Consider the following 21,637-nt stretch of genomic DNA (forward strand, 5'->3'; position numbering starts at 1 on the left):
AACCTGTGGATCAACGCGGTGAACGCATGTTAACCCATAGAAAATTCGCCGGAAAATAACAGCAAGCACGTTAAACAGTGGTAGATGTCACGAGGCGTGTTTTGTTTGTACACATGTGTAATAGGCAAGACGGAATGGCAATGGTGAACAAGGAAGAGAATATGGGCGCGCAGACCATCTCTAACGTCATTTTTGAAAATCCCTGCCCAAGTGGGGTGCCAGACACGGTTGAGAACGCGAAAGCGACTCCTAACGAGGAAATGCCGTGGCACTCGCTTGGTCTTAAAGAAGATGAGTACAACAAGATCGTCGAGCTGCTTGGGCGCCGCCCCACGATCGCGGAGCTCTCCATGTATTCGGTTATGTGGTCTGAACACTGCTCCTACAAGTCCTCAAAAAAGCATTTGAAAGAACAGTTTGGTTCAAAAACCACCGAGGAGATGGGCAAGAACCTCCTGGTCGGTATTGGTCAGAACGCTGGCGTTGTTGATGTTGGCGACGGCTGGGCTGTCACATTCAAGGTTGAGTCTCACAACCACCCGTCTTACGTTGAGCCCTACGAAGGCGCGGCAACGGGTATCGGCGGCTGTGTTCGAGACATTATTTCTATGGGTGCCCGCCCGATCGCGGTTATGGATGGTCTGAATGTTGGCGATCCTAACCACCCCGACACCGCTCGCGTGGTTCGCGGCGCGGTTGACGGCCTGGCCGGTTATGGCAACGTTCTGGGTGTTCCCGCCATTGGCGGTGAGACCACGTTTGACTCCTCCTACCAGGGCAATCCGCTTGTAAATGCGGTTTGCGCCGGAGCTGTACGCCACGAGCATGTGCGCCTCGCCGACGCTAAAACGCCGGGCAACATGGTGGTCCTCTTCGGCGCGCGCACGGGTGGAGACGGCATTGGCGGCGCGTCGATCCTCGCCTCCGAATCATTTGAGGATGATGAGTCGATCGCACGCCCCACGGTGCAAGTTGGCGACCCGTACATGGAAAAGCAGATCATCGAATGTTTGATGGAACTGTTCGAAGAAGGCGTAATTGAAGCTATCCAGGACCTTGGTGCGGCGGGAGTTTCCTGCGCCACCTCGGAACTGTCTTCAAACGGCGGCACGGGCATGCACATTCACCTTGAGAACGTGCTGCTACGTGACCCCACGCTGACGGCCGGCGAAATCCTCATGTCTGAATCGCAAGAGCGCATGATGGCAACCGTTGCCCCGGAAAACATGGATGAGTTTTGGCGTATCGCAACCAAGTGGGGAGTGGAAGGCTCGGTGATCGGTGAGGTAACCGATACGGGGCGCCTCATTATCGACCACTTCGGACATCGAATTGTTGATGTGGATCCCAAGACGGTCGCCCACGACAGCCCGGTTTATGATCGCCCATACGCCAGGCCAAAGTGGCAGGATGCGCTGCAGGCAGACACGTCTGAAAAGCTTGCTCGCCCGGCGTCGGGTGAGGAAATCGCCGAGCAAATCAAGACGATCATCACTTGTGCTAACGGCGCTTCGAAGAAGTGGATGACGGATCAGTTTGACCATTACACGCTGGGTAACACCGCGATGGCGGCTCCCGATGACGCGGGTGTTGTGCGGGTGGATGCAAGCACGGATCGCGGTATCGCAATGGCGATCGATTCCAATGGTTGGTTCACGAAGCTCGACCCGTACGAGGGGGCGAAGCTCGCACTTGCAGCCGCTTACCGCAACGTGGCGGCTGTGGGAGCGAACCCGATCGCAATCTCGGACGGCTTAAACTTCGGTAATCCGGAGGACCCGGATGCGATGTGGCAACTCGTGCAGGCCATGACCGGCCTGGCCGATGGATGCAAGCAAATGAGCATTCCGGTAACCGGCGGTAACGTGTCGCTATACAACTCTTCTGGCACGCAGATGAGTCAGCCGGACTCATCGATCAACCCCACGCCAATGGTTGTCATGCTGGGTGTAATCGACGACGTGAAGCGCGCTCGCCCGTCCGGCTGGTTCGAGCAGGGCATGGCAATCTACCTGCTGGGCGATACTGCGGAAGAGCTGGATGCTTCGGCTTGGGCACGCGACGTGCACGGCCACTTCGGCGGTCTGCCTCCGAAGGTGGACCTGGACGCAGAAATGGCGCTTGGGCGCGTAATCCAGGCCCTGGTAAACACTGACGGCCCGGACGGCCAGCCTCTGATCCACGCCGCGCATGACGTGGCTGAAGGCGGCCTTGCGCAGGCGTTGATCGAGATGGCAACGCGCCGCGGAATCGGTGCCAGCATCGACCTGTCCGCGTACGTGAAGTCGCAGAAGATCAGCGACTTTGTAGCGCTGTTCTCCGAGTCCACTGGTCGCACGGTTGTTGCGCTTCCCGAGGGTGCAGTTCCGGCCCTTACCGCCGCGACGGAGGCTGAAGGCGTCAGTTGCACGCGCATCGGTATTTCGGGCGGCACACTGCTCACCATCGCTGGCTTTGACCAGCTGGGAGATGCGGGTGGTTTTGACGCGCAGGTGCTCGCCGAGGTTTCAGGTGAGGATATTCCGGATGGTGTTGGTCAATCCGGCCCGATCGTGTTCCGGGTGCGTGAACTTGCTGAGCAGATGGGCGCGGTGATTCCGGACCTGTTTGCCTAACCGGTTGAACCTATAAGAGAGGGGGTCTGTGGCTTTTGCCGCAGGCCCCCTTAGGTCGACCGGTTCCGCAGAACTAAGCTGACAACTTTTCTTCGCGGCGGCCCGAACCTAACTTCCAGTATTTATGACTGCGGGGCCGAGTGCAAAATTTTTCGCTCGATAAGTGCGTTCGTGCGCAGTACAGGAGCGACACGAGTAACGATTCTTCTGTCCGTGCTGGGCGCTACTATGAACGCATGAGTGACATGCCAGATCTGGAAGCATTGAAGAAAGCTGCGCAGGCAGCAGCAGAACAGGCCGCTGCCGCCCAGGCCGCGCTTGAAGCCGCGATGACAGCTGCTGTTTCGGATGATTCCGTTATCGGCCAGATTGCCAGTGGATACCGGTTTGAGGGCCAAACTCTGCCGCTCGGAGTTGCGCTAGACGATGGTGAGCCGCTGCCGGCCGCTAAGGTGGGGTTGCCGCTGGCGATGATGAACCGGCACGGCCTCGTTGCCGGAGCTACTGGTACGGGTAAAACCAGAACGCTGCAGCTGATGGCAGAAGGGCTTTCTGATGCGGGTGTGCCCTCGTTTGTAATGGATATCAAGGGCGATCTCACGGGCCTGCTTGAACCGGGGGACTCATCCGAAAAACTCCTTGAACGCGCGGGTAGTCTTGGGCAAGAGTGGCAGCCAAAGTCATTCCCCGTAGCGCTTTACAAGCTTGGTGAGGGTGGGGTTGGAATACCCATCCGCACGTCTTTGTCAGACTTCGGGCCGCTACTTTTGGCGCGCGTGTTGGATTTGAATGAGACGCAAGAGTCTGCGCTACAGCTGATCTTCCACTGGGCAGACATGCAGCACCTGGCCCTTATTGACGTAAAAGACCTGCGCTCTGTTGTGGGTTACCTGACGGGGGAGGGCAAGGACGAGCTGAAAGCGATTGGTGGTATTTCTTCGGCAACAGCCGGGGTGATCTTGCGCAAGGTCGCTGCGCTGGAGGCTCAGGGCGGTGACGTGTTTTTTGGGGAACCGGCTTTTGATACCTCGGATCTGCTGGAAACCAGGGGCGGAGCGGGCGTCATTTCTGTGCTGGAGCTACCTAATGTGCACGACCAGCCGGCATTGTTCTCCACGTTTGTGATGTGGCTGCTGGCCTCCCTGTTTCAGACTTTGCCGGAGGTGGGGGACCAGGAAAAACCGAAGCTCGTGTTCTTCTTCGATGAGGCCCACCTGCTGTTTAACGGAGCTTCAAAGGCATTCCTAGCGGAGGTTGTGAAAACCGTTCGGTTAGTGCGCTCCAAGGGCGTGGGTATCTTCTTCGTTACTCAAACTCCTAAGGACGTTCCCGAGGATGTCTTAGCTCAACTGGGGGCCCGTGTGCAGCACGCGTTGCGCGCATTCACTCCTACGGATGCGAAGAAACTAAAAGAGACGGTTTCTACATTCCCTACCTCTCCGTTCGATCTGGGCGAGATCCTTACCTCGCTGGGCACGGGCGAGGCTGTGGTAACCGTGCTGGACCGCAAAGGCCGGCCAACTCCGGTTGCTCCAACGCGTCTGTACGCACCGGCTGCGAACATGGGTGAGGCGAATGCGGCGGTAGTGCAGCAGCACGTGGCCGCGTCGCCAAATCTGGCGAAATACAAGGATGCGGTGGATCCTGAATCCGCTTTTGAACTGCTCGAACAACGTGTAGAAGCTGAAGCGCTTGCTCGCGAAGAAGAACAGCGAAGGGCGGAGGAGCAAAAGGCGCTTGATGCCAAGGCTAAGGAGCTAGAAAAGGAGCTTGCCCGTCAGGCGAAAGAGCGAGAACGTGAATATGAGAAGGCTCGGCGGGAGGCAGAGCGTGCAGAGCGCGCGGCGCAGGCAAGGCGTGAGCGTTTTGCAGATGACCTCCTGCGCACAGCAGGACGCACCCTAACTAGAGAGATTACTCGCACACTTTTTGGCACGCGCAGGCGCTAGCTGGCCCGCACGGACCGGGCAACAAGGGAAGATTTGTGCGCGAGGGTAACGTATACCACTACCGGAAAATGAGAAGAGAAGCATAGAAGTTTTTAAGTGAAGGTCTAGATGGTGTTTACTGTTTTATGACTGAGTTTTTCCTATTTGGAGATTCATCCGTGTGTAGCGGAAGGCTGCGCAGGATAAGAGGGAGACGAAAATGAAGAGAATTGAAGAGGTCTACGAGGAAGTCCTAAAACGAAATCCCGCAGAACCCGAGTTCCACCAGGCAGTACACGAAGTGCTGGAAACTCTCGCTCCCGCTATTAAGAAACACAGCCGCTACCAAGATTACGCCCTCCTTGAGCGTCTGGTAGAGCCGGAGCGCCAGATTATTTTCCGCGTCCCGTGGATTGATGATGAAGGTAAAGTCCAGGTGAACCGCGGCTACCGCGTTGAGTTCAATTCGGCGCTCGGCCCCTATAAGGGTGGTCTGCGCTTCCACCATTCAGTGAACCGAAACATTATTAAGTTCCTCGGTTTTGAACAGATCTTCAAGAATGCTCTAACCGGTCAGGGAATCGGCGGGGGCAAGGGCGGCTCTGACTTCGACCCCCACGGCAAGTCCGATAACGAAGTCATGCGTTTTTGTCAGTCATTCATGACGGAGCTGTACCGCCATATTGGCGCGCAAACAGACGTGCCGGCCGGTGACATTGGCGTGGGTGCGCGAGAGATCGGTTATCTGTTTGGCCAGTACAAGCGTTTGACTAACCGCTTTGAGGCCGGTGTGCTTACAGGTAAGGCCCTCGGCTGGGGCGGTTCGCTGGTGCGTACGGAGGCAACCGGTTACGGCACGGTCCTGTTTGCGCAGTCGATGTTGCAGACCAAGGGCGAGGGCCTGGCGGGCCAGCGAGTGGTTGTGTCCGGCTCCGGTAACGTGGCTACCTACGCGGTAGAGAAGGCGGAGCAGCTTGGCGCAATCCCTGTCACCATCTCAGACTCATCTGGTTGGGTTTACGACCCCGAGGGCATTGATGTAGAGCTACTACGTCAGGTGAAGGAAGTTGAGCGTGGCCGCGTGTCCGATTACGCGAGCCGCAAGAAGGGCGCGGAGTTCTATAAGGAAGGCTACGTGTGGGACGTTGCCTGCGACATCGCGCTACCGTGTGCAACCCAGAACGAGTTAAAGGAAGAGGACGCACGCACCCTCCTCAAGAACGGTTGCAAGGTTGTTGCTGAAGGTGCGAACATGCCGTGTACCCCGGAGGCCATTGAGCTGTTCCAGGAGTCGCGCATTCTGTTTGCTCCGGGCAAGGCAGCCAACGCTGGCGGTGTAGCAACTTCAGCCCTCGAGATGCAACAGAATGCTTCGCGCGCTCACTGGTCTTTTGACCGGGCAGAGCATGAGCTTACGAAGATCATGGAGAAGATCCATGATGATTGCCTTGAAACCGCGGAAGAGTACGGCCAGCCTGGTGACTACGTGCTGGGCGCGAACATTACCGGTTTTGAGCGCGTGGCTGACGCGATGCTCCAGCACGGCGTCATCTAAGTAGCCCGACGGGTTCGATAAGCTAAAAAGCGTGGCCTTTTGGCCGCGCTTTTTACTTTGGAGGAAGCATGCGCCAAATAGATGATGCGAAGGGCCTGGAGGCCGTGAAGCAGTGGCAGGAGGGCGGCACTGCGCGTCCGGTGGTGGCTCTTGCTACTCGTTGGAGCTTGGGCAAACTAGAGAGGTTGCTTCCGGGCCACGCGGTGGAGGTGCGCGTGCCGCCGTTTGGGGCGGTGCAAATCCTAGGAGGAACTACGCATCGGCGAGGAACTCCGCCAGCCGTAGTGGAGATGAATGCCAGCACTTGGCTTGAACTTGTAACCGGAAAAGTGGTGTGGAGCCAGGCCCTCGAAAATGGGGACATCACGGCTTCGGGGCAACGCGCAGATCTGTCGGCGCACTTTCCGCTGATTGGTTTTTAAGGTCCCCAACCCGTCCTAGCCTCGCGCGTAGGTCGAGGGGGAACGCGCATTGTGGGCCGCTCTCCCGGTGCGAATCGACCTCGCTGGCGTTAGGGCCTCCTAGCCATTGATTCCTAGCGCCTCGCGCACGCGATAGCGAGCATCGCCCTGATCCCACGCGCCCAGCACCGCCTCGGCGGCTGCTTGACACTGCTCCAGGGTGAACTGTGAGAGTTGTGCGCCAACGGCTTGCAATGCTGATGGGGACATTGAAAGCGAGGTGATCCCCATGCCGGTGAGTACGACGGCAAGCAGTGGGTCAGCTGCGGCCTCGCCGCAAACACTAACGGGTGTGCCGGTCTTCTTTGCAGCGCGAGCAATTTGATTGATGAAGGCGAGTGCGGCAGGCTGCCACGGGTCTGAATATTCGGCCAGGTCGGGTGAAAGCCTGTCGGCCGCCATCGTGTACTGCGTGAGGTCATTGGTGCCAATGGAGACGAAATCGACCAGCTCCATGAACTGCTCCGCCAGGATTGCGGTGGATGGAACTTCCATCATGATGCCCGGAATCATGCCGCGTTCGCGAACCAGACTGGCAAACCATTTCGCTTCAGGCAGGGTGGACACCATGGGAGCCATAACCCAGGTTTTGTCATGCCCGTGGCCCTGTGCCGCAGCTGCGATGGCATCAAGCTGGTGCGGAAGTAGATCGGGGTAGTGTCCGGATGTGCGCAGGCCGCGCACGCCAAGAGCCGGGTTGGCCTCCTCGTGCAAAGTTGCGTAAGGGACGGGTTTGTCCGAGCCGGCGTCAAGCGTGCGCACTACAACCTTGCTGGTTGGGAACGTGCCAAAAGCGGGCTCGTAAACCAGGCGTTGAGCTTCAACGGATGGCTCAGATTGCGAGTCTAAGAAGCATAGTTCGGTGCGAAGCAAGCCAATGCCTTCGGCTCCCAAACTGACGGCCTCCTGCGCGCTTTCTCCGTCACGCACGTTGGCAAGTAGCTCGATGCGCGTACCGTCCGCAAGACGCCCCGGGCCTTCCCACTGCTCAATCAGCTTGCGTCGCTTCTGGTCTTCCTCCAGCTGCCCCTTGGCCTCCTCGGCCGTCACCCCAACTTGGATGGTGCCGGCCCGACCGTCTACCAGCACATATTCGCCTTCGGAAATGTTGGAAATATTACGGGCAGCAACAATGCAGGGAATTCCTAGTTGGCGGGCGATGATTGACGTGTGCGAGGTGGGCCCACCCAGTTCGGTGACGAGGGCAAGGAAGATGTCCGGGTTGAGTCCGGCAGTGTCTGCCGGGCTGAGGTCATCAGCGAAGAGGACAACGGGGTGATCCGGCTTGGGCACCCCCGGTTCGGGCCTACCTTCGAGATGTGCAATCACGCGGTCACGCACATCGCGCAAATCCGTGGTGCGCTGCGCCATGATGCCGCCCTGGCGCTCAAACACGGTGACGAACTCTTCGGTTGCTTCCATTGTGGCTTGAACAGGCGGGATCCCGCGGGCAATGCGTTTCTTGATACCTTTGCGCCAGGCAGGGTCGCTAGCCATGGAGGCGCCTACCTCAAGCAGGGCGCTGGCGTGGCCGGTAGCTTTCGAGGCGCGCGTGCGTAGGTTAGCAACTACGGCGTCTGCGGCTTCCTCAAACTGCGCCATCGCCGCCGAGCGTTCGTACTCGGGTAGGTCCGGTGCGCTGAGGGCAGGAATACTGGGCCTGCGCGTCCACACCACGGGGGCGTACGCGATGCCGTCTACAACGGGCGTTCCATAAACAATTGATTGTTCCACGAGGATCACCTTTGTTAATTGTCCGCAACGTTTTAACAATACTCGAGTGAGGCTCATGAGGCGTCGATCGTTCATGCCCGCGCTCATTTGTAATGAATCGCACTGAGTTGCGTGGGTAGATAGAGCTGTTTTTATGAGAATGTATAGAAGGCGAGCTCGCGAGGAGGCGAAATGTACACGCAGACAGCACGGGTAGGTTCCGAAGTGGGACTACATGCCCGCCCAGCGGCTCTGATCGCTCGCAAGGCTCAAGAGTTCGAGGCCGCAGTTTTTGTGACCCTCGGTGAGGAAACAGTCGAGGCCACATCCGGGCTGATGATCATGACTTTGGGCGCTCAATACGGTGACGAGGTTGTGATCTCTTCTGAAGATGAAGAGGCCGTGAGGCAGGTCTCGAAGCTTGTTGAGCAGGCGATAACGCCGCTGTAACCGGATCCCGGCAAGTAAAAAGCCCGCAAGATGCGGGCTTTTTGGTGCCTCGGTAAGGCCAACTTGGGACTTTAGGAGGCGTCAGGTGCAGCTTCGATGCGCGGGGCAAAGAACTTCTTGGTGCTCTTTAGTGCGTAGCGGCGTGTCACTGAAACGAGTACACCGGAGATGACGGCAAACGCGATGAGCTCCGCGAACCTAGCCTGGTCTTCATCCTCGCCTTGCGGGGAGGGGCGCCCGGTGACGAGCTTCCAGCCCTGGTCAACTACCTTGTTTGCGATGATGCCGGATAGCGCTAGAGCGCCAGCGGTTGCGAGCTTATATGGAACGTCCACGGATTGTTACTCCAATCTTGAAAGTTATGGCTTTTGTTATCCATCATGCCTAGTTTTTGCCGGTCTCGCCAGATTTTGGGGGCACCCGGTGAGTCAGGATTAGATTGAATGGGGCCTGCAAGGTAGGCTTTTATGTGCGACAGGGGAGCGGTGATCCGCTGAGAGTGCGCGTTGCGCAGACCCTCGAACCTGACGGTTAGTACCGGCGTAGGAAGTCGAGTTCTCTAAACGCACTAAGGGTGCGATTCTCCTGCACGCAACTGAACCGTACATTTTTGTGAGGAGAAGTTAATGAGGCGTGTTTGGGCTGGCGTGGCAGTTGCCGCGGCATTGGTTTTGGCTGGATGTTCGTCATCCACAGGCGGATCGTCGCAGGAGTCTTCACCGGCTTTAGATGCCGGCGCAGGCAAGGTCACGGTTGTTTCATACGACTCGATGGATCTGCCCGAAGAGATGATTGCGAAGTTCAAGGAAGAAACGGGCTACGAACTGGAGGTTTCCCAGGTTGGTTCGGGCGGTGAGATGGTGAACCAGTTGGTTTTGACCAAGGATGAGCCGCTTGGTGACGTCGCATTTGGGGTAGACAACATTTCGGCTTACCGCGCGGTTGCCGAGGGCGTGTTTGCCGATGATGCGGGAGAGGTTCCCGAGTGGGCCGCCAAGCAGCAGATCGAGGGTGCCCCGGGCTTGGTGCCGTTTGATCAGGGCGATGTGTGCGTGAACATTGACCACGCGTGGTTCAAGGAAAAGGGAGTGGAGGAGCCAACCACTTTTGAGGACCTCACGGACCCGAAGTACAAGGACATGTTTGTGACGATGAACCCAGCTTCGTCCTCGCCGGGTATGGCACTGTTTGTTGCAACGGTTGGCGCGTTTGGTGACGGTTGGAAGGATTACTGGACGAAGTTGCGAGACAACGGCGTGAAGGTAACCAAGGGATGGTCGGATGCGTTTGGCGTTGATTATTCGGCAGGTGAGGGCGCTGGCCCGCGTCCGCTGATGACGTCGTACTCGTCGTCCCCGGCATACACGGCTAATGATGATCTAACCGAGTCCACCACCGGTGCGCTGCTGGACACGTGTTTCCACCAGGTGGAGTACATGGGCGTTCTAAGCGGCGCGAAGAACGTTGAGGGAGCGAAGGCATTTATTGATTTCATGCTGCAGGCTGAGCAGCAAGAGGTTGTGTCTGAGTCCAACTACATGCACCCGATCAACCCGGAGGCAAAGGCCCCGGAGGCGTTGGCAAAGTTCGGCAAGATGGCCGATAAGCCGCACCAGGTGGATGCTAAGACGATCGCGGAGAACCAGCAGGAGTGGCTGCGCGAGTGGTCTGACCTGATGGGTCAGTAATCCGGGATTCCGGCTGACCATGGCTGATTTGAGGCGGGCACTCCCAGACCGCGTCATACCACTGGCGTTGACGGTGGTGGCGGTGGGGGTGCCCGTCATCTTTTTGGCTATATTCTTTCTCGCTCCCACGGCAAACCTGGTGGGGCGAGGTTTTTTGGATTCGGCAGGATCGCTGGATCTGAGCGGATTTGTGCAGGTTTTGGGCAGGCCCCGCACGTGGCGAGTGGTGTGGCAAACCGTGTGGATGGCCGCGGTGGCAACCGTTTTGTCAGTGACGATCAGCTTGCCTTCCGCGTGGATTCTGTACCGCCGAGTTTTTCCTCTGCGAGGTGCGATTCGCGGGATTGTGGCCGTCCCGTTTGTGTTGCCGTCAGTGGTTGTGGGCGTGGCATTCCGCTCGCTGTTTATTGAGTCTGGGCCGCTCGGCTCGTGGGGTTTGGACGGCACCCACACGGCGATCATTATCGGCATGGTGTTTTTTAACTATTCGCTGGCGGTGCGCACTATTGGAAACATGTGGGTGCGTCTAGATCCGAAGATGGAGGAGGCGGCAGCTGCTCTTGGGGCGGGCCCGTTGCGAGTGTTCTTCACCGTGACGCTACCTCGGCTTATGCCGGCATTTGCGTCCGCAGCAGCGGTTATCTTCTTGTTTTGTGCAACTTCGTTTGGTCTCGTCCTCATTCTGGGTGGTACGCGAACGCAAACGGTTGAGACGGAGATTTACTTCCTTACCAGCGCGCTACTTGATTTGCGCTCCGCGTCAGTGCTGTCAATCGTGCAGCTGATAGTGATTGCGCTTGCCCTATGGATGGGGTCGCTTGCGCGCGGCGCTGGAGCAGCCACGCAGAAGATGCGCACGGACCTGGCTCCCCAGCCTCTCAAACGAGCGGATATTCCCGCTCTGGTTGCAACTTTGGTGCCCGTGCTAGTGCTACTGGTAGCTCCCATGGGCATGCTGGTGTGGAGGTCCTTGCACCGCTCTGGCCAGATCACATTTGCTAACTATCAAGACCTGTTCAATGTAGACGCAACAAAGTTCTTGCAAACCTCGGTAGTTTCTTCGACGGTGCGCTCTGTTGAAATCGCGTTGATTGCAATGGTGACAGCTGTGGTGATTGGCGGCCTGGTAGCGATTGTGATTACGCGCAGGCCAAGAACTCGCGCGGGTAAGGGAGCATTGAAGTTCCTGGACGGCCTGTTCATGCTTCCACTGGGCGTGTCCGCAGTGACCGTAGGATTCGGCTTTTTAATCACATTGAACCGCCCGCCGTTGGATCTGCGCGGCTCGTTCTGGCTGATCCCAATGGCGCAGGCGATGGTTGCCATTCCGCTAGTTGTGCGAGTGGTTAGCCCGGTCCTCGCCTCTATCGATCCGCGGCAAAAAGAGGTGGCGGGTGTGCTTGGGGCCGGCCCTCTTCGCACCCTGTTCGCAGTGGAAGGCCCATACGCTGTGCGATCACTGGCAATCGCGGCGGCGTTCGCGTTCTCAATGTCGCTGGGCGAGTTTGGTGCCACCAGCTTCTTGGCTCGCCCCGCTAATCCAACGCTTCCAGTGGCGATTTACCGGTTGATCTCACAGCCGGGCGCAACCGAGCAGGGCATGGCGCTAGCGGCCTCGGTTTTGCTGGCTGTGCTAGCCGGGTCGGTGATGGCAATCGTGGAGGCCGCCGCGGACCGCTCCTCTCGAACCGGCACCAGTGTGAAGCTTGTAGCGGGCATGTAGGGAAGAGGAAAAAATGGGTTTAAACCTTGAAAACATCGACGTGTTCTACGGCCGTGTGCACGCGGTGAAAAACGTATCCTTGCAGTTAGAGACGGGGCAGATCCTGGCACTGCTGGGCGCTTCCGGTTCTGGAAAGTCCTCGCTTTTGCGTGCTATTGCAGGGCTGGAGGCTTCCTCGGGTCAGATAGTGTTTGACGGCGAGGACGTTTCCCGACTGCCCGTGCACAGGCGCGGGTTTGGCCTCATGTTCCAAGATGGGCAACTGTTCCCACACCAGAACGTGGGGCAAAACGTGACGTTTGGACTGCGCGGACGCATTCCACGCGGCCAGTGGCAGGAGCGCGGCCAGCAGCTCCTTGACACGGTTGGTCTGCCAGGTACAGCGAGCCGTCGGGTAGCTACGCTTTCGGGTGGCCAGCAGCAGCGGGTGGCGTTGGCTCGGGCTTTGGCGCCGCGGCCTCGTTTGCTACTTCTTGACGAGCCCCTATCTGCACTGGACCGTGCGTTGCGTGAACAGCTTTCGGTGGAGATCCGTCGCATTGTGAAGGAAACTGGCACAACGGCCGTGTACGTGACGCACGATCAGGATGAGGCGTTCACCGTGGCGGACCAGGTTGCGATCATGGAGGACGGCGTGATTGCTCGCATGGGCACACCGGCGCAGGTGTGGGCGCAGCCGGGCACAAGGTCAGTGGCTAGCTTCTTGGGTTACAGTCCGATTTTGGGGGCCGAGGAGGCCGCGGCCTTCGGCGTGGACGTGGCTCCCGGCTTGGAGCTTGCGTGCGGCCCGGGGGCGTGGAGCGTGACTGATACGGCCGGCGAGGGGGCGGCGGTGCAGGTCGTGGAAAGCCACGCGGTACGCGGCGCCAAGCAGGTTACCGTGCAACTGGATTCGGGCAAGATCGCCCGGGTGAACCTGCCAATTCATGCGCGCGTGAGCGAGGCCAGCATGCGCGTCAAACTGGATGCGGAAAAATGCGCGCAGGTTACCTCAGGCGCAACCCACAACTAGCTGCGCGAATCCAAGGAGCCTCGACGCCGTTACGCGTCTAGTGCGGTGACGTCCACCTTGCACTCGTCGCCGATCTTCATGGGCGCAATCTTGCCCGCCTCACGAAGTTCAACCAGCTTTGGCAGAACGCGGTCACGCACACCCCACGGGTCGATCGTGTTCAGGTAGATGCGCGTGCCGCCCTCAAACCCGGCCAGAGTCGATATGCGCCACTTCAGCAGCAGACGCCAACGCATGGGGGAGGGCACATCAACGGGGCGGTGGTACCACTCCTCGTTGCAAGGAACTTCCGCTCCGGTGGCGGCGTGCATTGCGTGTACGAGGTCGGAGACGCCGCGCAACTTCTGCGGGCTTGCTTCCCAGGGGTTGTGCGCTTTGCCGAGCGGCCAGATCGCGATGGACGGGTAGCGGTGTCCGATGCCGGCGAGGGCGATGGCATGCTCATTTTGAGCAAGCAGTAGGCCGCGCGTGATGGCGGTGTGCAGGATTTTCTTGTAAATGTCGGGGTCGCGGCGGAGCCGGCCGAGCTCAGCTTCGGTTTGTACCGAATGCTCATCGATTGCAACTAGCTGCTTGTGCAGGTGGTCGAAAGAAGCTCCCGCGGGCTTAAGCCAGTTCTGGAAGCACGCCACGTATGCCACGTGCTCGTTGAGCTGGTACAGGTCCTCCATCGCCTCGATAGTTAGCTTCATGTACTGGTAGTGCTCCTCGGGCGTTAGCGTGCCCGAAGATGCCAGTTGCGTGTCCATCGTCGCGCCCGGCGTGTAGTGGCGTCTTGCAACAATGAGGTCGTGACCACCGCTAAAAAACCCGGAGGCTTCGGGTAGCAGTTGCGAATCGTCCAGGCTTGCAACCTCGTCCACGGTTTGCCCCGATGCCATGAGGCGGGCTTTAACCACTCGCATAACGTGGTCGTAACCCGCAGGGCTGGCCAAGTAGTCGGCCATCCGGCGGTGCTGTGCTTCGGAGGGGACGTGCCCGTGGTTTAGGTGCCAGTACTTGTAGGAAACGATCTCAAACAGGTTGGGAACCCGGCGGAACTCCGCCACGGTTTCACGCAGGTCTTCAGCGCGTAGGTTTTCAAGCTTTTGCCAAGTTCCGTCCTCGTGCTTTACTACGCGCGCTTTTTCAGGAGGGGTTTCGAGGTAACGGCGCTCGCAAAATGCACAGTATTCTCCGTGGCGCTCTAAATCGATTGGAGCCTGCGTGGTTGCGGGGACGGTTAAAGGACGATGTCCGCGTCCGGGAACGGTCCACACTTCCGTTCCGGTGAGCATGTTGGTTTGTTTAACAGTTCCATCGGCTAGACGCTCGATTGCTTTTACATCAGATTGCTCTTTGGACATACTCCAAGCGTAATGGATTGAGCCTGCCCAGGTGGGTAGAGGGGGCTGATTGAAGAATAAAGCGGCCAAATGAGCGGAAAAAGAATGTGCCCACGCTATGCGCGGGCACCGGTATGAATCTCGAGAATGTTGTGTGAGTTGCGGAGTTGGAAGTGCTACGTTGCTCGGCCAATACCGCTGGAGTCTGTTGGCTTACTGGGGGAGCCAGCCCTTTGCTTGCTCTTTGAGGTCATGGAGAATCTCAAGAGCCTCGTCTGCCTTATCTACTTGAACAAACAGGTGGTCGCGGTGGAAACCGGCGAGTGAGTTACAGGTGATAGATCGAGACGCAAGAATCTGCGCGATCGTCGCTGTAATGCCAATGGTTTCCAGCGAAGAAGGCACGTCAAGCGAAATCCGTGTGAAGCGCTTTTCAGTGGGTAGGCCAGCTTCGATTGCACGATCTTCAGAAATGACGATTGTTTGGCCCTCGTATTCGCGTACGGTTGCGAAGGGCTCAACGCCTTCTGGAATCTCATCAAGTGCTACGAAAACGTAGATTCCCTGCGGCTTCAGCTCCATGTTCGCAAGGATATGATCCAAAGATAGTGAACTTGTCATGTAGGCACCGTAACGCAAAATATACGTTCCGTGCGTGTCTGTCTCATGTCTTGATTCTCATTAAGCGCTCCGCCCGCGCGCTCGGAACAATCGGGGCCGGCTCTCCAGAGAAAGCCGGCCCGGGTGAGATGAAGCGCGAGGTTTATTCTTCGAACTGCAACGCGTGCAACTTTGCGTAAGCTCCTTGCGCCGCGAGTAGTTCTTCGTGACTGCCCTGCTCTACCACATCGCCATCTTCAAGAACTAAAATCACGTCAGCCGAGCGGATTGTAGAGAGCCTGTGTGCAATAACAAACGAAGTACGGCCCTTGCGTAGCCGTTCCATGGCCTCTTGAATCACGGCTTCTGTGCGCGTATCAACAGAAGAAGTGGCTTCATCCAAAATGAGAATGTCCGGCTTAGAGATGAATGCCCTCGCAATGGTTAGCAGCTGGCGTTCACCCTGTGAAAGGTTGGAGCCCTCGGCCTTCACAACCGTGTCGTAACCGCGGGGCAGGTGGCGAATAAACGAGTGTGCCTGCGCCTTCTTAGCGGCAGCGACTACCTCTTCCATCGAAACGTCGCGATCGGCGCCGTAAGCGATGTTCTCAGCAATCGTGCCTTCGAACAGCCACGTGTCTTGCAAAACCATGCCGATGCCCGCGCGCAAATCATCCTTATTGATGTCTGCAATTGAGCGGCCGTTAATCGCGATCTTGCCCGAATCAATCTCGTAGAACCGCATCAAGAGGTTCACGAGCGTCGTTTTGCCGGCGCCCGTGGGGCCTACGATAGCAACCATGTGGCCGGGCTCTACGCTCAAACTGAGGTCGCGAATAACCGGCTTTTCCGGGTCGTAGCCAAACCGCACGTGTTCGAATGTAATCGACGCATCGCGCAAATCTACTGGGCTTTCCTTTGGCGCGTCCTGATCCATTTCCTGCGCGTCGAGGAACTCAAAAATGCGTTCCGCAGAAGCAACCATCGACTGCGCCAGAGTAGCCAGCGAAGCGAGAGAGGCAATCGGATGCCCAATCTGGCGCGAATACTGGATGAATGCCTGCACTCCGCCCAGCGAAATCGCGCCGGCTGCCACCTGCAGGCCACCCGCAATCGCAACCAGAATGTAAGAAATATTGGATGTGAGCATCATCGCTGGTTGCATGAGCGAAGAAATTGCCTGCGCCCGCACAGCAGAGCCGTACAGGCTCTCATTGGCCTCATCGAACTGGCTGAGGAACTCGTCGTTCATTGAGAACGCCTGCACGACCTCGTGACCCGTGTAGGCCTCCTCTACGATGCCGCCCAGTTGCCCCGTGGCCTTCCATTGCTGGCGGAAGTAGGGCTGCGCTTTTTTCGCAATCATGCCGGCAACAATAGCGCCGAATGGGATCGCAATAATCGCCAGGATTGCCAGGCGCCACGAAATCCAAAACATCATGAACAAAATGCCAATGATGGTAAGGAAGCTTTCAAGCACCTGCTCAATCATTTGCGATAGCGACTGCGTAACGTTGTCCACGTCGTTAGTTACGCGCGACATGAGGTCGCCGCGCCTGCGTGAATCCATGTAGGATAGCGGGAGCTTATCGATCTTGTCCTGCACCTTCTTGCGAAGGGTGAAGCCCGTGTTCTGTACGATTTTACGAATGATCATGCCAACGGTTAAGTAGGACAAAGAAGCCAATGCGTACACGGTAAAAGCAAGCAGGAGGACGCGGGCAAGGGCTTCGAAATCTACGCTCGAACCAGGAGTCAGGTTCATGGATTCCAGCATTTGCGCCAGCTGACTATTGCCCTCGGTGCGCAACTGGGTCACGTACTGAGCCTTCGTCATGCCCTCGGGGATGAAACTGGAGGCGACGCCGTTGAAGATGATGTTTGTGCCATCACCCAGCAGCTTCGGACCAGCAACCGTGAGAGCTACCGCAAGGGCCGTCAATAATACGGTTAACGAAATGCGTAAACGCTCCGGGCGAAGCTCACCAAATAAGCGTTTTACAGAACTCCAAAAGTCGTTGGTGTCGTTTTTGTAAGCGTCGCTGTGAGAACTCATTTTGCCTCCCCAACCTGCGAATTAGCGATCTCGCTATATAGCGGGCAATCGCGCAGCAACTGCGAGTGCGTGCCAAGGCCCTGCGCTTGGCCCTCGCCAAGCACCAGAATCTGATCCGCATCCGCAATCGAGGACGTCTTTTGCGAAACAATCACCACCGCGGCCTCGCCAACATACTCGGGCAGGCCATCGCGAAGCCTCTTCTCGGTAGCTGCGTCAAGGGCAGAGAGGGAGTCGTCAAAAATGTACAGGTCCGCGTCGCGGTAGAGGGCGCGTGCAATCGCTAGCCTCTGCCTCTGGCCGCCCGAAAAGTTCTGGCCGCCCGTGTCTACCTCGGAATCGATTCCCTCATCGAGGGCGCAGACGAAGTCGTAAGCTTGCGCTCCCTTTAGTGCCCACTCAACCCGGTCACGGTCAATCAGCTTCTCATCCGAGCTGCCCGAAACCGTTGAAGCGATCGTGCCTGAAAACAGGTATGCCTTTTGCGGCACCAGTGAAATGCGGCGGCGTACCTCGGATAGGCGATAGTCGCGCACGTCCTCGCCATTCATCTGAACTTCGCCACCAACCACGTCAAACAGGCGCGGAATCACTTTTACCAAAGACGATTTGCCCGAGGCCGTTGGGCCAATCACGCCGGTCACGGACCCGCGCGGGAAGTTCACGGACAGGTTCTTGAGGACGGGAGCCTCAGCCCCTGGATAACTGATGGTCACATCGTTCAAGCTGAACTCGGCGGGGCCGGCCAGAGCCTTAGGGTGGCCCGGAACGTGCAAGTTGGACTTGGTTACCAGCACTTCGTTGATGCGCTCAGCGGACACTGAGCCGCGCGGCACCATCACAAAAATGAAACCGGCCATCATTACCGACATGAAGATTTGCATCAGGTAGTTGATGAACGCGATCAGCGATCCAACCTCCATGTTACCCGCTGCAATCAGGTGGCCACCAAACCAGATGACCAGCACCTGCGCCGTCCAAGTCACCAGTTGCGTGGCGGGGAACATGAACGCAAATAGGGCGCCGATCTTCATGGCTACCCCGCGCAGTTCAGTATTGACCTGCTCGTACTTGGCGCGCTCGGTTTCTTGCCGCACAAATGCGCGGATCACGCGCATACCCGAAAGCTGCTCGCGAAGCACAGTGTTCATGCGGTCAATGCGCTTTTGCTGCGTCTTAAACAGCGGCACCATCTTCCACATCACCAGGCCGATTACCGTCGCAATCAAAGGAACAACCACCAGCAGCATTTGTGACACTTGCACGCTTTGACGCAACGCCATCACAATCGCGCCCACGCCCATCAGTGGCGCCATTACGGCCATGGTTAGTGTCATGAACGTAACCATTTGTACCTGCTGCACATCGTTGGTTGTGCGCGTGATTAGTGACGGCGGCCCGAAGTGGGTTAGTTGATCCGTAGAGAACGTCTGTGCGTTTACAAACTGCTTCCGCCTGAGCCAGCGTCCCAGCCTCATCGACACTACGGCAGACAAAATGATTGCCAGCGTTGAGCACGTCATCTGAACCACAGTGAATGCGATCATTAACCCGCCCAGGCGCCAAACCGTTGCCGTATCGCCAACCACGACGCCCTCATTAATGATTCGGGCATTCAAATCAGGCAAAAATAGAGCGGCTACCGTCGCACCGATCTGCAAAAGAAAAATGCCAAGCAGTGTGGGAATGCGGCGGTGTAAGAACTTCCAAGCCAATTTGAAAAGCAACGAAACTCCCAACAAGCATTGACCTGAACCAGAACCAGAACCAGCCTCTAAGGCACGTAAAACAGGTCAGTAGACCATAGTAACTTTAAGACATGAGACAACTTAAGTCTTTTTCAGACAGTGTGTTAAAAATCGCGATCCACTACGCGTTTGCGCGCACCCACGGTCTCGCTCCGATTGAAACAGCCGAGGACTCCGGGGAGCTCGCCGGTATCCTCGCCGGCCTTGGCGTGGCTGATCCGGAGGGCAGGGCCGGGCAAATCCTCGCGCTTGCGGCCGCTTCTAAACGTCGGGCAGACGAGGGAGAGGGTGCCTCGCTCTCTGCACAAAGGTATGACCAGATGCGGGTTGAAATTCTGGCTGAACTGGGGCTTGAATCCGCGCGCGGAGTGAGGCTCTGGCCGCCCACTTACCAAACCATCATGCAACGGTTTGGCGGAACCTGGGCCGGCGCGATGAAAGGGTGTGGGCTCACAGCGTCTAGCGATGGGAAAGTTGGGCGCAAAAACGCCCGGTTTAGTGAAACCGACCGGATTCGCGCCATCCGCGCCTACCTCGCGGAATGCGAGAGTGCGCAAACCTCGGCCTCCTACGCCGGCTACACCAAGTGGGCTAAAGAAAACGGGCGCCCATCCGGCTCAAACATTCGCCAGGTATACGGAACTTGGAACCGGGCGCTAGAGCAGCTGGTGGGCCTCGAAAACGCTTAACGGGGCCTCAAATGCGGCCGGTGTTTGTATCGCGACCACGCAGGCGATCCAGTTCACGACGCTCGCGCTTAGTAGGCCTGCCTGAACCGCGCTCGCGGCGAGGAAGCGCCATCATGACGTACGCCTCGGGTCTCGGCTCTGAATGATCTACATACGCTTTTTGAGCAATCGGAGCGCCCACGCGCGTACGGAGAATCTGAACTACTTCTAGCACGCGATCAAAACCTTGAAAACGATACGTCACAGTGTCGCCCACACTCACTTTTTGGGACGGCTTAGCGGTAGAACCATTGATTTTTACGTGACCCGCCTTACATGCGGCAGTAGCTTGAGAACGCGACTTCAGCTGCCGCACGCTCCACAGCCACGTGTCTACTCTGACGGATTCATCACTCACATTCCCATGCTATAGGAGCTGTGGCATAGGCTAAGAGCGTGTTCGAAATTCTATCCCAAAGCGCTATCCTCACTTTCTTCCTGGTAGTGGCACTTGGCGCCGCATTCGGCCAGATCAAGTTTTGGCACCTAAAGTTCGGTGCGGCAGGAGCCCTCTTCGTGGGCCTGGCTCTGTCCGCCGCCTACCCTGACCTCGGCCAAAACATGTCGCTGCTACAGTCCATCGGACTCGCCATGTTTACCTACACGGTGGGTGTTGCCGCGGGCAGCACCTTCATGCAGCAGTTGAAGAGCCAAGCTCCGCTAATCGGCGCGGCCGCCCTAATGACCCTGGCCGCCGGCGTCGTCACCGTTGTGGGAGGCAAACTCCTCGAGATTCCCGCCGAGTTATCCACCGGACTGTTTACCGGCGCCCTCACCTCCGCGCCGGCCCTCGACTCCGCGCTGCGCGTCACCGGGTCTGCAACTCCGGGCGCCGGCTACGCCGTGGGCTATCCATTCGGCGTCATCGTTGGCATCATCATCGTCACCATCGTGGTGGAGCGGCCCTGGAAGGGCGAAAAAGATACGCCTTCACTTGCCGGCGCCGGCCTTGTAGCCCGCACCGCGCACGTGCAAAAGACCATCAACCTGCGCCAAATCGAACCGTGGGCGTGCCAGGACGTGCGCCTATCCTACCTGCGCCGCGGCGACAAAACCCGCGTGGTTGTCCCCGGCGAAGAACTCCAGCCGGATGACCTCGTTGTAGTGGTTGGCATTGAAGATCGCGTACACGAAACCATCGACATCCTCGGATATGAATCCAGCGTTCACATTGCAGATGACAGGCGAGCGGTGGACTTTGAAAAGATCCGCGTCTCCAACTCGGACATGACCGGACGAACCATCGCGGAGCTCAACATTCCCGTGAAGTTTGGCGGCATCATCACGCGCGTTACGCGCGGCGACCTAGAGCTGCTAGCCAAAGACGAACTGGCGCTACAACCCGGCGACGAAGTCTCGGTTTCCGTCCCGTCCTCGCAGCTGAGCGCGGTGCGTAGTTTCTTTGGCGATTCGGATCGTCGCATCGCCGAGGTGGACGCCCTCACCTTTGGGCTGGGCATGGTGCTCGGCCTGCTTCTTGGCCTTGTGTCTGTTCCCATGCCCGGAGGCGCAATGTTCTCACTTGGCGCAGCAGCCGGTCCGCTCGTGGTTGGCATGGTGCTGGGAGCGCTTCGCCGCACCGGCAACCTGATCTGGTCCATGCCAGAATCTGTGAACCTCACGGTGCGCCAGCTTGGCCTCCTGTTCTTCCTTGCGGCTCTTGGCCTTGGCGCCGGGCCCGCATTCAAGGAGGTCGTGGTTACCTCGCTCGGTTGGAAGGCCGCGATCCTCGCCACCTCAATTACCTTGATTTCTGCAACCCTGCTTGCCATTGCTGGCCGTCTGCTGAAGCTGTCCGGCCCTCGTACTGCGGGTGGCGTTGCCGGCTTCCTCGGCCAGCCCGCCATCATGCAGGCTGCCGCCGCGAAGGTTGCGGACGAGCGCATCGAGTCGGCCTACGCGGCCCTCTTTGCCTCCTCGATCGTGTTCAAGATCCTCCTGGTGCCAGCGATATACGCTTTCTTGGCGTAACAAACAGCCCTTCGTTTCCTAGGTGGAACCGAAGGGCTGTTGCGTTAGATTACGCAAGGCGGGC

At 58.0% G+C, this 21,637-nt stretch carries 17 protein-coding genes and 1 riboswitch; of the genes, 10 read left to right on the forward strand and 7 right to left on the reverse strand.

What is annotated here, in order from left to right:
* Positions 1-161: 161 nt before the first annotated feature.
* The 4 genes from purL to BQ7114_RS08095 all read left to right on the forward strand — a co-directional run bounded on the left by purL (position 162) and on the right by BQ7114_RS08095 (position 6,520).
* Entirely contained in the window at positions 162-2,615 is a 2,454-nt protein-coding gene (gene purL / locus BQ7114_RS08080; protein ID WP_072345060.1) for a phosphoribosylformylglycinamidine synthase subunit PurL, read from the forward strand.
* A gap of 236 nt (positions 2,616-2,851) precedes the next feature.
* Positions 2,852-4,564, forward strand: a complete 1,713-nt coding sequence (locus tag BQ7114_RS08085) for a helicase HerA-like domain-containing protein (RefSeq protein WP_072344223.1) — start codon at positions 2,852-2,854, stop codon at positions 4,562-4,564.
* 199 nt (positions 4,565-4,763) lie between these two features.
* Positions 4,764-6,098, forward strand: coding sequence for an NADP-specific glutamate dehydrogenase (gene gdhA / locus BQ7114_RS08090; protein ID WP_072344227.1), 1,335 nt, complete (start codon positions 4,764-4,766; stop codon positions 6,096-6,098).
* 68 nt (positions 6,099-6,166) lie between these two features.
* On the forward strand, positions 6,167-6,520 hold the full coding sequence (locus BQ7114_RS08095; RefSeq protein WP_072344230.1) for a sterol carrier family protein: 354 nt from the start codon (positions 6,167-6,169) through the stop codon (positions 6,518-6,520).
* Between the two features lie 99 nt (positions 6,521-6,619).
* Here BQ7114_RS08095 and BQ7114_RS08100 read toward each other — a convergent pair whose 3' ends face one another.
* Positions 6,620-8,293 (reverse strand): phosphoenolpyruvate--protein phosphotransferase, encoded by a 1,674-nt coding sequence (locus BQ7114_RS08100; protein WP_072345063.1) that lies wholly within the window; start codon positions 8,291-8,293, stop codon positions 6,620-6,622.
* Between the two features lie 171 nt (positions 8,294-8,464).
* On the opposite strand from BQ7114_RS08100, the gene BQ7114_RS08105 reads away from it, so the two are divergent.
* On the forward strand, positions 8,465-8,722 hold the full coding sequence (locus BQ7114_RS08105) for an HPr family phosphocarrier protein (RefSeq protein WP_072344233.1): 258 nt from the start codon (positions 8,465-8,467) through the stop codon (positions 8,720-8,722).
* Between the two features lie 71 nt (positions 8,723-8,793).
* On the opposite strand, the gene BQ7114_RS08110 is transcribed toward BQ7114_RS08105, so the two are convergent.
* Positions 8,794-9,057, reverse strand: a complete 264-nt coding sequence (locus BQ7114_RS08110) for a DUF4235 domain-containing protein (RefSeq protein ID WP_072344236.1) — start codon at positions 9,055-9,057, stop codon at positions 8,794-8,796.
* Between the two features lie 131 nt (positions 9,058-9,188).
* Positions 9,189-9,288, forward strand: a riboswitch (TPP riboswitch).
* A 60-nt stretch (positions 9,289-9,348) separates the two neighbouring features.
* Here BQ7114_RS08110 and BQ7114_RS08115 point away from each other — a divergent pair.
* The 3 genes from BQ7114_RS08115 to BQ7114_RS08125 are packed head-to-tail and all read left to right on the forward strand — an operon-like array spanning position 9,349 to position 13,145.
* On the forward strand, positions 9,349-10,410 hold the full coding sequence (locus BQ7114_RS08115; RefSeq protein WP_072344239.1) for a thiamine ABC transporter substrate-binding protein: 1,062 nt from the start codon (positions 9,349-9,351) through the stop codon (positions 10,408-10,410).
* A gap of 19 nt (positions 10,411-10,429) precedes the next feature.
* Entirely contained in the window at positions 10,430-12,133 is a 1,704-nt protein-coding gene (locus BQ7114_RS08120; RefSeq protein WP_072344242.1) for an ABC transporter permease, read from the forward strand.
* A gap of 13 nt (positions 12,134-12,146) precedes the next feature.
* Positions 12,147-13,145: an ABC transporter ATP-binding protein gene (locus tag BQ7114_RS08125; protein WP_072344245.1), complete on the forward strand. Its 999-nt coding sequence runs from the start codon at positions 12,147-12,149 to the stop codon at positions 13,143-13,145.
* A 29-nt stretch (positions 13,146-13,174) separates the two neighbouring features.
* Here BQ7114_RS08125 and BQ7114_RS08130 read toward each other — a convergent pair whose 3' ends face one another.
* The 4 genes from BQ7114_RS08130 to BQ7114_RS08145 form a co-directional block, all read right to left on the reverse strand.
* A complete protein-coding gene (locus BQ7114_RS08130; protein ID WP_072344248.1) occupies positions 13,175-14,491 on the reverse strand; it encodes a DUF4921 family protein in 1,317 nt (438 codons plus the stop codon).
* A 192-nt stretch (positions 14,492-14,683) separates the two neighbouring features.
* Positions 14,684-15,091: an ACT domain-containing protein gene (locus tag BQ7114_RS08135; RefSeq protein ID WP_034509081.1), complete on the reverse strand. Its 408-nt coding sequence runs from the start codon at positions 15,089-15,091 to the stop codon at positions 14,684-14,686.
* A 142-nt stretch (positions 15,092-15,233) separates the two neighbouring features.
* A complete protein-coding gene (locus tag BQ7114_RS08140; protein WP_072344251.1) occupies positions 15,234-17,126 on the reverse strand; it encodes an ABC transporter ATP-binding protein in 1,893 nt (630 codons plus the stop codon).
* Entirely contained in the window at positions 17,123-18,853 is a 1,731-nt protein-coding gene (locus BQ7114_RS08145; protein WP_072345066.1) for an ABC transporter ATP-binding protein, read from the reverse strand. Before BQ7114_RS08145 ends, BQ7114_RS08140 begins: the two co-directional genes overlap by 4 nt.
* A 92-nt stretch (positions 18,854-18,945) precedes the next feature.
* Between BQ7114_RS08145 and BQ7114_RS08150 the strand changes: the two genes are divergently transcribed.
* The gene (locus tag BQ7114_RS08150; protein WP_143236839.1) at positions 18,946-19,563 is read left to right on the forward strand and encodes a hypothetical protein; all 618 of its coding nucleotides are present in this window, start codon (positions 18,946-18,948) and stop codon (positions 19,561-19,563) included.
* A 7-nt stretch (positions 19,564-19,570) separates the two neighbouring features.
* Here the strand turns inward: BQ7114_RS08150 and BQ7114_RS08155 are convergent, their stop codons facing one another.
* A complete protein-coding gene (locus BQ7114_RS08155; RefSeq protein ID WP_072344257.1) occupies positions 19,571-19,960 on the reverse strand; it encodes an RNA-binding S4 domain-containing protein in 390 nt (129 codons plus the stop codon).
* Between the two features lie 38 nt (positions 19,961-19,998).
* Here BQ7114_RS08155 and BQ7114_RS08160 point away from each other — a divergent pair, with 38 nt between their 5' ends.
* Positions 19,999-21,573, forward strand: coding sequence for an aspartate-alanine antiporter-like transporter (locus BQ7114_RS08160; protein ID WP_072344260.1), 1,575 nt, complete (start codon positions 19,999-20,001; stop codon positions 21,571-21,573).
* Positions 21,574-21,637: the final 64 nt, after the last annotated feature.

This window comes from Actinomyces urinae (assembly GCF_900119695.1).
Lineage (GTDB): Bacteria > Actinomycetota > Actinomycetes > Actinomycetales > Actinomycetaceae > Gleimia > Gleimia urinae.

What these genes read in the sequence shown, in the direction of transcription:
- BQ7114_RS08085 (WP_072344223.1), top strand. Translation starts at nt 2,852, where the DNA reads ATGAGTGACATGCCAGATCTGGAAGCATTGAAGAAAGCTGCGCAGGCA.
- BQ7114_RS08105 (WP_072344233.1), top strand. Translation starts at nt 8,465, where the DNA reads ATGTACACGCAGACAGCACGGGTAGGTTCCGAAGTGGGACTACATGCC.
- BQ7114_RS08125 (WP_072344245.1), top strand. Translation starts at nt 12,147, where the DNA reads ATGGGTTTAAACCTTGAAAACATCGACGTGTTCTACGGCCGTGTGCAC.
- BQ7114_RS08135 (WP_034509081.1), bottom strand. Translation starts at nt 15,091, where the DNA reads ATGACAAGTTCACTATCTTTGGATCATATCCTTGCGAACATGGAGCTG.
- BQ7114_RS08095 (WP_072344230.1), top strand. Translation starts at nt 6,167, where the DNA reads ATGCGCCAAATAGATGATGCGAAGGGCCTGGAGGCCGTGAAGCAGTGG.
- BQ7114_RS08120 (WP_072344242.1), top strand. Translation starts at nt 10,430, where the DNA reads ATGGCTGATTTGAGGCGGGCACTCCCAGACCGCGTCATACCACTGGCG.
- purL (WP_072345060.1), top strand. Translation starts at nt 162, where the DNA reads ATGGGCGCGCAGACCATCTCTAACGTCATTTTTGAAAATCCCTGCCCA.
- gdhA (WP_072344227.1), top strand. Translation starts at nt 4,764, where the DNA reads ATGAAGAGAATTGAAGAGGTCTACGAGGAAGTCCTAAAACGAAATCCC.
- BQ7114_RS08140 (WP_072344251.1), bottom strand. Translation starts at nt 17,126, where the DNA reads ATGAGTTCTCACAGCGACGCTTACAAAAACGACACCAACGACTTTTGG.
- BQ7114_RS08130 (WP_072344248.1), bottom strand. Translation starts at nt 14,491, where the DNA reads ATGTCCAAAGAGCAATCTGATGTAAAAGCAATCGAGCGTCTAGCCGAT.
- BQ7114_RS08115 (WP_072344239.1), top strand. Translation starts at nt 9,349, where the DNA reads ATGAGGCGTGTTTGGGCTGGCGTGGCAGTTGCCGCGGCATTGGTTTTG.
- BQ7114_RS08150 (WP_143236839.1), top strand. Translation starts at nt 18,946, where the DNA reads ATGAGACAACTTAAGTCTTTTTCAGACAGTGTGTTAAAAATCGCGATC.